Raw genomic sequence first — 12,795 nt, 5'->3', positions numbered from 1 at the left:
TGAGGCTTCCAGACCACCAAAGGAAATGTTATTCATAGCGCAAAGAGTCTACCGGATTAACCGTAGCCGCTTTAAACGATTTATACCCAACTGTCAGCAACGCAATAATCAAGGTAATGCCAATACCCACAAGAAAAATTACGGGGCCTAATTCAATTCGGTACGCAAACTGATTCAGGTATTCACGCATTAAAAGCCACGCTGCTGGGGCCGCCAATACAAACCCCAAACCAATCAGTAAAACAAATTCGCGTGAAAATTTGAGGATAATGCTATTCACAGAGGCACCCAATATTTTTCGTATACCAATTTCTTTTGTTTTCTGCGTGGCCATGAAGGTGGCTAAACCGAACAAGCCCAGGCAACCTATAAAAATAGCCATGGAGGTAAAGATGGTTAGCAGTATTGAAATTCTTCGTTGACCATCATAGAAGGATCGGATTTGCTCATCTAAAAATTCATAGCTGAAAATATGATCCGGATAAGTTGCTTCCCACTTTTTTTGAATTGTGGCAATGGTCTCCTGAAAATCCGCTCCATTCAACTTAACAGATAAATTTCCATAGTTCGATATCCGGTTAAACATCACAACAGGCTCTATAGGTTGCGATAAGGACACCGTATTGAAATCCTTCACTACACCAATTACCGGAAGTGTGTTGCCCCATACGCTCAGTTCTTTTCCGATAATTTCGTGAATGTCGTTGATGCCAACCGTCTGTACCAACTTCTCATTAACGATAAAACCTGTTGCCGTATCGCCATCTGCCAGTTTGGTGCCGGCTAATAATTCAAGTTGAAATAAATCGAGGTAATTGCCGTCCACCAACTTGAGTTGTGTCCCATAATTTTCGTCACTGCCCGCTATGGTAAAACCGGTACCAGAAACACTACCAGAAGCCGGTGGTGTATTGTTCAGGCTTACCAGATTTATGCCCGCAAGTGCTGCCAATTCATTTCTTAACGTTCGCATCTTGCTGGAGCCATCATTGTCCTCAGGATTCTCCCGCTCGGGAATAGGAACCGAAATAATGGCCTCCTTTGCAAATCCCAAATCGCGTTGCTGAATGAAATCCATTTGCCGGATCAGCACAATCGTACCTATAATAAAGAACTGTGAAATGAAGAATTGAAAAACTACCAGGCTTCTGCGAAGATTATAACCTGAGGAATTTTTATTACTGATCAGATTTTTCAACGCCAATGCCGGGTTATACCCCGAAACAACAAAGGAAGGATACAAACCCGACAGCAAGGATACCACAACGGTAATGGTGGTTAAGAATACCCATACATAAGGATCAGTGCTGAGGTTTAAGGCCAGGTTCTTTTCCATAAATGGATTTAAGAAACTCAGCGCCACCTGGGTAAAGGCAAGCGAAAATAAAACGGAAGTCAGCGTGAGCAAGGTTGTTTCACCCAAAAATTGCATAACCAGCTGAAGTCTTGTGCCGCCCAACGATTTACGTATACCCACTTCTTTTGAACGCTTTATTGCTTCTGCTGTTGACAGGTTAATGAAATTTATACACGCTGTTAGGATCAGAAACACGGCAATGAGGCTTAATGCAATAAGTACCGGACGCGGTGTGGTGTTATAATTGTAATTTCCGAACCGATCCTCAAAATGAATTTCGCGTAGTGGTTGAAAAAGGAAAGTGCGTTGGTTGGGATTATCGTCACCCAAATGTTTTTCCACAAATGCAGGTATGCGGGCCTCCAATTGAGAAATGCTCACAGCCTCATCCAACAGGATGTAACATTGTTCATCACTCCAGGTGCTTCCCCATCCTCGCTCGTTGCTACTTTTAATTGTGCTGTATGATAGCATCACATCAAATGGAAAATCCGTGTTATCCGGATAATTTTCCATGATGGCTGTTACGCGGTATTCCTGGTTTTCAAACCTGACAACCTCTCCTATCGCATCTGCTTTTCCAAAATATTTGATGGCAGCCCGTTCTGAAAGAATTACTTCATTTGGTTCATCCAACCCTTTCTCGGCATCGCCAATCAAAATCTTGCGGTCGAAAATGCTAAAGAAATTAGGTTGCGCATATACAACCCCGCTACTCTCATCATACTTCTTTGGCTCACCATCCGGCTGCGGAATGGTAACCAAACTTCCGGCCCGATACGAGGTAAAAGTTACTTGTTTCGCCTCAGGGAAATCCGTTGCAAAGGCATCGGGTAACACCGCAGGTACTCCGGGAGTGAAATGCAACCCATCGTTTCCTTGTGATTGCGAAACAACCCGATAAATCCGATCCCGATTTGTATGAAAGGTATCAAAACTGATGGAGTGTTTTATCAAGAGGAATAAAACCAATGAACTGGTAATGCCCAGGGTAAGTCCTGAAATATTAATAAATGCGCTTCCTTTCTCACGCCAAAGATTCCGGAAAGCAGTTTTGAGGTAATTCTTTACCATAACTGGTTATCAATTCGAACCGGGTTTGCCAAATGGAGTGCCAGAGTCGAAAGCTGTTTAAAACATTCAAATCGGGCCAAAACAAAAAGCCTGATGTCCAGATACGGCATTTTTCGTCCGTAACCGGACGGTTAAAACAGTCGATTTTGTCTATTTTTGAAGCATGTTTCAAGGGATCGTTGTTGCGCTGATTTTTGTGGGTGCCACCTTTTATCTTGGTCGGGTGGTTTACCGCTCTTTTCAGGCCAGGTCATGCGCATCAGGCTGTGGCAAGTGCGGTATTGACTTCGCAACTATCGAGAAGCAAATCCAACGAAAAGGTTAATTAAGCCCAAACCTTCGTTCCTTCTGTACAATTCTTACAGATTTCGATTTCCTTTCTGGATTTAAGTAAGGTAGAACGGAATTGATTGTACTGATCGCCAAACCAGATTTCTTCAAATGCGTTTTTGTTCAGGTCGCCCAATACAAAATGAGCATCTTTATCAAAGCAGCACGGCACAACTTTACCATCCCAGGTTATCACGCAACTGTGCCACATTTTCCAACAGTGGTTATCGAGACTGTTTTTGATCTCAAATTTTCCAGTTGCTGTTTTTCGATACCGGGAATATTTATCCTGAACAGGAATTAAATCAGATCCATTTTCATAATCATAGATTTGTGCGGTCTTTAGCACCACCTCATCCACTTCCAATTGCTTCGCGAGTTTATACACTTCAGGAACCTGATGTTCATTGGGTTTCACCACCAAAAATTGAAATACAATGTGAGGTGTTTTTGATTTCAATTCTTTCTTCAAGGCAACAATTTGACGGGTTCCTTCAATTACTTTCTCCAGACTGCCGCCTACCCGATACGCCTGATACGTATCCTGTGTTGTACCATCAATGGAAATGATAAGTCTATCCAGGCCAGACGCAAGTGTACGCTTTGCATTTTCTGCTGTGAGGTAATGGGCATTGGTTGATGTGGCGGTATAGATTCCCTGCTCACTCGCATATTGCACCATATCCAGAAAGTTGGGATTTAGATAGGGTTCGCCCTGAAAATAAAAAATCAGGTAACTAAGTTTTGGAGCAAGTTGGTCAATCACATCGGTGAACAGCTTCTGCTGGAGCATACCCGTAGGGCGTGTAAAGGATCGCAATCCGCTTGGACATTCGGGGCAGCGCAAATTGCAACTGGTAGTGGGCTCAATGGAAATGCTAATGGGTAAGCCACTGATAGTCGGTTTCCCCGTTAATCTGGATCGATAATAACTCGACCAGATACGTGCCGCATTCAAAGCACGCTGTGGGGTTGTTTTCGAAATTCCATTTACTATATCGTGGAAATTTGCCATTATACCTGAAGTTGAACCGGAATGCGTACCTCAAAGGTTGTTCCCTCTCCAAACACTGAACTCACAGTAATGCTACCTTCCAGTTTTTCTACTATTTCCTTTACAATATACAACCCAAGCCCTGAACCGCCAGCCCGATCACTTGCTCTGTAAAACATATCGAAAATTTTCTCACGAGCCTCCTCCGGTATACCGATTCCGTTGTCTTTGATACGAATACACACTGTCGATTCAAGTTGGTTGGATACAATTTCTACATTCGGATTATCTTGCCGTAGGTTGTGATATTTGATTGCATTTGAAATAATGTTAGACAACACAACCTTTAACCGGCTTTTGTCAGTATGTACTTCTTCCACATTAGAACATACTGAAAATGTTATCCGGTCAGCGCCCTCCATGTATTTCAGGTTTTCAATTACTTCGTTGATCATTGGATTTAATGAGAACGATTCAAGTTTCCGCTCTGTCCGGGCATTCCGCGAGTATTCGATAATGTCGCGAATAAAATCATCTAACCTGATAACACGGTCGTTAATCAACTTAAAGTATTTCCGGTCAATCTCACTCTGCGATTCTGCAATGGCCAACTTTGAAAGACCCTGAATGGAAACCAATGGCGCACGGAGATCGTGCGAAGCACTGTAGACAAAGCGATCAAGCTCTGCATTTATCTTTTTTAGTTCCAGATTTTGCTGTGCGATAAAGGTGGCTTGCTTTTTCAGGCTTTCTTCAGCACGCTTATTGGTACGGATCAAAAAATCAACACATAGAGTAATGATTACAATGGTTACGATGATATTAATCACCATATTCTTTTGTCCCAATTCTGAAACAGACAATTGATAATCCCAAAAAAGTTTGAAGTCGGTGCTAACCAGCAACAACAACATGGTGGCAGATACTCCGATGAAAAGACGCTGGTGCGCTTTCTGATGATCTTCAAAGATCACAAATGCCATAATCAACAGTGGGAAGAAATATACAAAAGCAAGACGCTCGGGTGGTACAACCGAGCATAGGAGGCCAATTACCAGGTTCATCAATAGTAAAAAAATAACCTTTGAACTGGTTGCTCTTCCATTACGATTTAGAACAATGGAAACAAAGATGACTATTGAAAGAAAAAATACAACCAGCGGCACAAAGGCAAATCCCTGATCAATAACATCCTTTATAAGCGTAATGAAAACTGCTAATGCGGTAACCATCAGAATTCGTGTATATAGCACGGCCCGTCTGGTCGTAAAAAATATACCGGTGTCCTCCGGGTGCCTGATGCCCAGCCAATCCCCTATTGCCTTCAAACGCAACATCATTTCATAGAAAAATCAAAAAGGGCAAAATAGTAAGTTGTTTGAATTAATCTTATTTATTGGCCATCTTTCACCGCATGAAAAAGGTGTTGTTTTTTCTACTGTGGTTAATTGCGCAGGTTGCGATTGCGCGACAGCTTTCTGAGCAAGCTGAAATTTCAGTGATTACCTGTGGCCCGGGACAAGAGGCCGTATTCACGGCATTTGGTCATAGTGCCTTTCGGGTGTATGATCCGGCTAACGGGATTAATGCAGCATTCAACTACGGTGTTTTCGACTTCGAACAACCTAACTTTTACCTCAACTTTGCCCGCGGGCATAACCGCTATCGGCTGGCCGTACAAGACTATGAACGATTTGAATATGTGTACCAGTACTACAACCGGTACGTGCACGAGCAAGTGCTTAATTTAACCTACGAACAAAAACAAAAACTCTTTGATTACCTGGTGTGGAATGCCAAACCCGAAAATCAATTCTATTTTTACGATTACTTCTACGACAACTGCGCCACTAAGCTTCCGGAAATTGTTCAGAAAGTTTTTGGCGATGCGGTGGTTTTTGATGGATCACACATCACCCAACCGCTGTCCATACGCGCGCTAACCGACCTTTATCTAAAATATCAACCTTGGGGTGATTTAGGCATCGACCTCTGCCTAGGCCTGCCTATGGACAAAATGGCAACACCCTATGAACACATGTTCTTGCCCGATTATGTAGAGCAAGGATTTGATCATGCTACTATTAACGGACAACCTCTGGTAAAGGAAAAATTTATTCGCTATCAACCCGTTCCACAAGAATTCAGCAACGGTATTTTTCAACCGGTTTATGCATTCTCACTTTTTGCCTTGTTCGGTGTAGCGATTACCTTTTACAATTTTAAACGAAAGAAAACATCAGACTGGTTTGATGCGCTGGTGTTTGGTGTTACCGGTTTGGTGGGTCTACTGCTGTTTTTACTTTGGGTTGCCACCGATCACAAGGCTGCAGCCAACAATATGAACGTACTGTGGGCAATACCTACCAATTTGATTGCAGCATTTCTGATTTTTAAACCCCGTGAATGGGTAAAAAAATATTTCCTTATCGTATTTGCCATTCAGGTGCTTCTGCTCATTTCATGGGCATGGCTACCGCAGACGTTGCATTATTCGCTGATACCGTTAGTGATCATGCTTGGCCTGCGCGCGTTTGTTCAATACAAAAAATAATCAGCCAGCTATTACATATGAATTGGCCTGTTGGCTGTTGCTGCCAGGCATGCTTCTTTCACGGCCTCCATGTACGTTGGATGCGCATGACTCATGCGCGAAACATCTTCCGCTGAAGCGCGATATTCCATCGCCACAACCCCTGCGGCAATCATATCGGCAGCACGTGCACCGATAATATGCACACCTAAAATTTCATCCGTGTTTTTATCAGCCAGAATTTTTACCAGCCCATCAAGGTCCATTGATGCCCGTGCCCTGCCCAGCGCCTTGTATGGAAACGTTCCGGTTTTGTAGGCGCGACCATCTTTCTTTAGTTGTTCTTCGGTGAATCCCACACTGGCCACTTCAGGCCAGGTGTACACCACACCAGGAATTAAATTGTAATTGATGTGTGGTTTTTGTCCGGCCAATTGCTCAGCAACCATTACGCCTTCTTCCTCAGCTTTGTGCGCCAACATCGCACCGCGTACCACATCGCCAATGGCATAAATGTTATCCACTTTGGTGCGTAAATGGTTGTCCACAGGAATTTGTCCGCGCTCGGTTTCAATTCCAATCTTATCCAACCCAAGACCATCGGTATACGGTCTACGCCCAATGCTTACCAAACAATAATCGCCTTTCAATTCAATTTGCTTCCCGCTTTTGTCTTCAGCTTTCAGTAAAACCTCCTTGCCTTTGTTTTCAATCGAAGTGACTTTGTGGCCGAGGAAAAACTCCATCCCAAGTTTTTTGGTAGCCTTTTGCAGCTCTTTACCCATTGTGCCATCCATCGTTGGAATAATGCTATCCAGAAATTCCACCACCGTTACCTTAGAACCAATGCGGGCATAAACCGATCCCAACTCCATTCCAATTACGCCTCCACCCACAACAATCAGGTGCTTGGGAATTTCTTTTAACTCCAATGCTTCCGTGCTGGAGATGATGCGCTTCTTATCAAAAGGTGCGAACGGAAGAGGTGTTGGTTTTGAACCCGTTGCGATAATAATCTTTTCACCTGTTATGGTTTTTTCCTTTCCATCAGCCGGTGTGATTTTGATGGTGTTCTTATCTACAAACGAACCCACTCCTGTATGCACATCGATTTTATTTTTCTTCATGAGAAAAGCAATGCCATCGACATTGGCTTTCACCACGCCTGATTTGCGCTTGATCATTTGCGCCAGGTTGGCTTTTGGCTTAGCGATATCGATTCCATGTTCAGCAAAAGTATGCTCCGCGTTATGGAAATGTTCAGATGAATCAAGTAATGCCTTGGATGGAATACAGCCCACATTTAAACATGTACCACCAAGGGTATTGTATTTTTCAACGATGGCCGTTTTCATTCCGAGCTGTGCACAGCGAATGGCTGCCACATAACCTCCAGGACCAGAACCAATAACGATAACTTGATAATCCATAAACAGATATTTTTAGCAGGTTTTATTTAAAAATGAAATTCAGAGCGCTATACACCCAGTATCAACCTTCCCGGATCTTCCAGCATTTCTTTTACGCGATACAGGAAGCTTACCGACTCACGACCGTCAATAATGCGGTGATCGTATGAAAGTGCTACATACATTACCGGGGTGATCACCACCTGACCATTTTTCACTACAGGTCGCTCTACAATATTGTGCATACCTAAAATTGCCGATTGTGGCGGATTGATAATAGGCGTTGATAACATCGAACCAAATACACCTCCGTTGGTGATGGAGAATGTACCTCCCGTCATTTCATCAATGGAGAGTTTACCATCACGACCGCGTGCAGCCAGCCTACCGATTTCCGCTTCAATCTGATCGAATGAAAGGGCTTCTGCATTGCGGATAACCGGAACCACCAAACCGCGCGGTGTAGAAACGGCAATGGAAATGTCGCAGTAATCGTGGTAAATGATTTCATCACCATTTATTTGCGCATTAACAGCAGGCCATTCTTTCAGCGCCTGACAAACTGCTTTTGTGAAGAATGACATAAAGCCCAGGCCTACACCATACTTCTCCTTAAACTTATCCTTGTACTTCGCCCGTAAATCCATGATGGGTTTCATGTCGACCTCGTTGAACGTAGTAAGCATGGCTGTTTCGTTTTTCACCGAAACCAACCTGCGTGCGATCGTTTTGCGCAACGAAGTCATTTTTTCTTTGCGCTGATTGCGCGAAACGCCTCCGCCAATTACCGGAGGTCCGGATGCTGCTTGCTTGGCAGGCTCCTGCTTCGCGCCTTGCTGGGCCTTCATGGCATCTTCTTTTGTGATTCTTCCGCCCACACCAGAACCTTGTACCTGTGAAGCCGAAATTCCCTTTTCATCCAAAATTTTTGCTGCTGCCGGAGAAGGATGGCCGGAAGCGTATGATTTATCTGAAGCGGAAGATTGAGCAGATGAAGATGCTGACGATGAAGAAGCTTCAGACTTGACAGGCTCACCCTCCATTACTTCAATCTTGCAAATCAACCCACCAATCGGAAGGGTTTCCTTTTCCTTTGCTACAATTTTTAAAATACCACTTGCTTCTGCCGGAAGTTCAAAGGTGGCCTTGTCGGATTCTACCTCGGCAATTACTTCATCAAGTTTCACAAAATCACCATCCTTTTTCAGCCAGGTTGAAATGGTAACCTCAGTGATAGACTCCCCTACCGCTGGCACTTTCATCTCTTTTACCTCACCGGTCGATTTTGGAGCCTCCTTCTTTGATTCGGCAGCTGGTTTACTTTCCTCCTTGCTTTTAGATGCGCCCGCACCCGCAGACTCTTCAATCTCACAAATCAATTCTCCGATGGGAACGGCATCGCCTTGTTGCTTTTTAATGCGCAGCACACCGGCTGTTGGTGCCGTCAATTCAAAGGTGGCTTTGTCGGATTCCAGCTCGGCAATCACTTCATCCATCTGCACAGCTTCTCCATCTTTCTTAAGCCAGTTGGCAATCGTTACTTCGGTAATCGATTCGCCAACAGTGGGTACTTTTACTTGTATAGCCATGGTTTGATTTTACAGTTTATGGTTTGAGGGTTGATTAGATTTCAAAAGCAAGGGCAATAATTTTCTCCTGCTCAGATTTATGAACTTTGGAATATCCGGTTGCCGGAGACGCACTTGACTTGCGTGCTACCACTTTCCACTTCTCGTCCGGCATAAAGCGTTGTATGTATGCCCAGTAACCCATGTTGTAGGGTTCTTCCTGCGCCCAAATCAGTTCTGCATTCTTATACTTCTTCTGTATTTCACTCACCTGGTGTTTCGGGAATGGATAGAGTTGCTCCAACCGAACAATTGCCGTGTTCTTGATTTTTTTCTTTTGCTGATACTCCTGTAAGTCGAAGAATACTTTTCCAGTACAGAACACCACGCGCTTAACATCCTTTGCATTGGCGTTGGGATCATCCAGCACCTCGATGAACGAACCTGACGTGAACTCTTTCATGGGAGAAACAACACCCGGATGACGCAACAACGATTTTGGTGAGAACATCACACAAGGTTTGCGGAATTCCCACTTCACCTGGCGCCTTAACATGTGGAAATAATTGGCGGCTGAGGTGAGGTTAACAACAATCATGTTCAATTCAGCAGCTTGCTGCAGAAAGCGTTCAGGCCGTGCACTGGAGTGCTCCGGTCCCTGTCCCTCATAGCCATGTGGAAGCAACAACACCAATCCGTTTTGCCGCTGCCACTTTGATTCCGCGCTGGTTAAAAACTGATCGATGATTACCTGGGCTCCGTTTACAAAATCTCCAAACTGTGCTTCCCAAATAACAAGCGCATGCGGTGTAGCCATGGAATATCCATATTCAAATCCCATCACACCAAATTCAGAAAGCAGGGAATTGTACATGTGCAACTTTGCCTGTCCCTCTTCAATGTGATTCAGTCCGCAATATGATTGGTTGGTGTTTACATCCCAGAAGTAGGCATGGCGATGAGAGAACGTTCCCCGTTTCACATCCTGCCCGGACATACGCACAATAAATTTTTCTGATAGCAATGATCCGAAGGCAAGTAATTCAGCTTCGGCCCAACCCAATGCTTTTGAATCAAAGAAAGCATCTTTGCGATCTTTCAGCAGTTTTTCAATTTGCTTGATGGGTTTGAATCCATCCGGGATGGTAGTGAGTGCCTTGCCTACTTTTTCTACAACAGCAGCAGGCACACCCGTTTTAGGCGACTGATCAAAATCTTCAGCAACAGCCTTTCGCATCGTTGCCCATTCTTCTTCGCTATCCTGAAACTTATATGGCAGCGGCTTCTGTTTCACTTCATTCAATCTGTCTTGCAATTGGTTTCGGAAATTCTTGTCCATTTCCTCTGCCATGGCTGCACCATCAACACCAGTGGTGGTTAGCTTCTTCACATATACCTCCCGTGGGTTCGGATGCTTGGCGATGATATTGTAGAGTTTCGGCTGTGTGAATTTAGGCTCATCACTTTCGTTATGCCCGTGTCTGCGGTAACAGAGCAAGTCAATGAAAATGTCCTTACCAAATTTCTGACGATACTCCACCGCCAGGTTAGCGGCAAATGTCACAGCTTCTGCATCGTCACCATTTACATGCAATACTGGTGCATCAATAATCTTGGAAACATCGGTGCAATAAATTGAAGTACGCGCATCGTCATAATCGGTTGTAAAACCAACCTGGTTGTTGATTACAAAATGAACAGTTCCTCCAGTAGTGTACCCCGGCAATCCCGACATCTGTGCTACTTCATATACAATGCCCTGTCCGGCAACGGCTGCATCGCCATGAATAAGAATGGCCATTGCCTTTTTCAGATCGCCACCAAATTCATCATCAATCTGCCCGCGGGTATACCCCACCACCAACGGATTTACTGCTTCCAGGTGTGATGGGTTAGGCGTAAGCTTTACATAAATCTTTTTTCCGGATGGCGTATCGATTCGGCTGGCATACCCGAGGTGATATTTCACATCACCATCGCCCATGGTGGCATCCGGATTGATGTTCCCTTCAAACTCAGTAAAAATTTGCTCGTATGTTTTTCCCAGAATATTGGACAGCACGTTGAGTCGGCCGCGGTGCGCCATACCGATCACTACTTCCTTTACATCAAGTTCAGCTGCTTTGTTGATAATAGCCTGCAATGCTGGGATGGTGTTTTCACCACCTTCCAATGAAAATCGCTTTTGTCCTAGGAACTTGGTGTGTAAAAAGTTTTCAAAAACAACGGCCTCATTCAGCTTGGCAAGAATTCGTTTGCGTTCTTCCAGGCTTGGGTTATAACTGAAATATTCAGTCTCACATTTGTTAAAGAACCATTGGCGAACTTCATCGTTGCGGATGTAGTTGTACTCAAAACCAATCGGGCCGAGGTATACAGCCTTCAGTTTCTCTACAATTTTCTTAAGCGGAGCACGCGACATCCCAATCTCAGCGGCCACATCAAATTCTGTATCCAGGTCGGCATCGGAAAGTCCGAAAAACTTCAGGTCGAAATGAACGTTGTGGTTTCGTCTCTCCCGCACGGGGTTAGTCTTGGAGGCCAGGTGGCCAAAGGAACGATACGCAAAGATCAGGTTACGTACCTGGGTTTCTTTAATAGATTGGGTATCAGCTGTACCTGCTGCCCCACCATTTTCTCCAAATCGCTGTATGGAGAATTCGTACCCCTCAAAAAACTTTTGCCAGGTGTGGTCCACGCTGGAGGGGTCATTTTTATAATTTTGATAGAGTTGGTCGAGATAACCAACATCGGCATTGGAGATGTAGGAGTATTTATCCATGGTTTAAAAAGGGATGAGAAATCAAATGTATTGAACCCTGTTTGGATAAAAAAATTGAATAATCGCGTAAGCAAATACTTAAATCTTTAATCTCTTAAGTCTTTCTTTTTCAGTTAGATTGTTGTGCAGGCAAAATCTCCTATATTTGCAGCCCTAATTATAAACCGGACGAGTTCCACAAAAACTGAAAGAAAATGGCAGTTAAGATCAGATTGGCCCGCAGAGGCCGCAAAAAACTGGCAAGATTCGATGTAATCATAGCCGATGCCAGGGCACCACGCGATGGTCGCTTTATTGAAAAAATCGGCACGTACAATCCGCTAACCGTTCCTGCATCCATTGATTTGGATGAAGAAAAGGCCTTTCAATGGCTGATGAATGGCGCACAACCCAGCGATACCGTGAAGGCAATGCTTTCATACCGTGGTATTATGTTGCGCAAACACCTGCAAATTGGTGTTATCAAAGGTGCCATATCGCAGGAAGAGGCTGACCGTAAGCTGAACGAATGGAAACAGGCCAAAGAAGCTAAAATTCAAGGCCGCGTGGATAAGTTGGCTGGTGATAAGGAAGCCAAAGCTAAAGCCCGCAAGGAAGCTGAATCTAAAATCAAAGAGGCGCGCGCTGAGGCCATCCGCAAGAAGGCAGAAGCCGCTGCTGCAACACCTGCAGAGGCAAGTGCAGAAGCCCCTGCTGCTGAAGGTGAGGGTTCAGCTGAGCCTACGGCAGAAGCATAAAATTCTGAATT

At 44.4% G+C, this 12,795-nt stretch carries 8 protein-coding genes; 2 read left to right on the top strand and 6 right to left on the bottom strand.

What is annotated here, in order from left to right:
- Positions 1 to 28: 28 nt before the first annotated feature.
- The 3 genes from QY309_00490 to QY309_00480 all read right to left on the bottom strand — a co-directional run bounded on the left by QY309_00490 (position 29) and on the right by QY309_00480 (position 5,095).
- Positions 29 to 2,431, bottom strand: coding sequence for an ABC transporter permease (locus tag QY309_00490; GenBank protein WKZ59965.1), 2,403 nt, complete (start codon positions 2,429 to 2,431; stop codon positions 29 to 31).
- A 325-nt stretch (positions 2,432 to 2,756) separates the two neighbouring features.
- Positions 2,757 to 3,776 carry an SPASM domain-containing protein gene (locus QY309_00485; GenBank protein WKZ59964.1) on the bottom strand — a complete coding sequence of 340 codons (1,020 nt, stop codon included), beginning with the start codon at positions 3,774 to 3,776 and terminating at the stop codon, positions 2,757 to 2,759.
- Positions 3,776 to 5,095: an ATP-binding protein gene (locus QY309_00480; protein ID WKZ59963.1), complete on the bottom strand. Its 1,320-nt coding sequence runs from the start codon at positions 5,093 to 5,095 to the stop codon at positions 3,776 to 3,778. Before QY309_00480 ends, QY309_00485 begins: the two co-directional genes overlap by 1 nt.
- 56 nt (positions 5,096 to 5,151) lie before the next feature.
- Here QY309_00480 and QY309_00475 point away from each other — a divergent pair, with 56 nt between their 5' ends.
- Positions 5,152 to 6,309: a DUF4105 domain-containing protein gene (locus QY309_00475; GenBank protein WKZ59962.1), complete on the top strand. Its 1,158-nt coding sequence runs from the start codon at positions 5,152 to 5,154 to the stop codon at positions 6,307 to 6,309.
- 11 nt (positions 6,310 to 6,320) lie between these two features.
- Here the strand turns inward: QY309_00475 and lpdA are convergent, their stop codons facing one another.
- From lpdA to QY309_00460, 3 genes are read right to left on the bottom strand one after another with little or no spacing between them, the layout of a single operon-like run.
- A complete protein-coding gene (lpdA, locus tag QY309_00470; protein ID WKZ59961.1) occupies positions 6,321 to 7,718 on the bottom strand; it encodes a dihydrolipoyl dehydrogenase in 1,398 nt (465 codons plus the stop codon).
- A 47-nt stretch (positions 7,719 to 7,765) separates the two neighbouring features.
- Positions 7,766 to 9,286 (bottom strand): 2-oxoglutarate dehydrogenase complex dihydrolipoyllysine-residue succinyltransferase, encoded by a 1,521-nt coding sequence (gene odhB, locus QY309_00465; protein ID WKZ59960.1) that lies wholly within the window; start codon positions 9,284 to 9,286, stop codon positions 7,766 to 7,768.
- 34 nt (positions 9,287 to 9,320) lie between these two features.
- Positions 9,321 to 12,047 carry a 2-oxoglutarate dehydrogenase E1 component gene (locus QY309_00460; GenBank protein ID WKZ59959.1) on the bottom strand — a complete coding sequence of 909 codons (2,727 nt, stop codon included), beginning with the start codon at positions 12,045 to 12,047 and terminating at the stop codon, positions 9,321 to 9,323.
- Between the two features lie 194 nt (positions 12,048 to 12,241).
- Between QY309_00460 and QY309_00455 the strand changes: the two genes are divergently transcribed.
- Positions 12,242 to 12,784: a 30S ribosomal protein S16 gene (locus QY309_00455; protein ID WKZ59958.1), complete on the top strand. Its 543-nt coding sequence runs from the start codon at positions 12,242 to 12,244 to the stop codon at positions 12,782 to 12,784.
- Positions 12,785 to 12,795: the final 11 nt, after the last annotated feature.

This window comes from Cyclobacteriaceae bacterium (genome assembly GCA_030584025.1).
Classification (GTDB): domain Bacteria; phylum Bacteroidota; class Bacteroidia; order Cytophagales; family Cyclobacteriaceae; genus UBA2336.
This window is presented reverse-complemented; position numbering and strand designations above follow the sequence as displayed.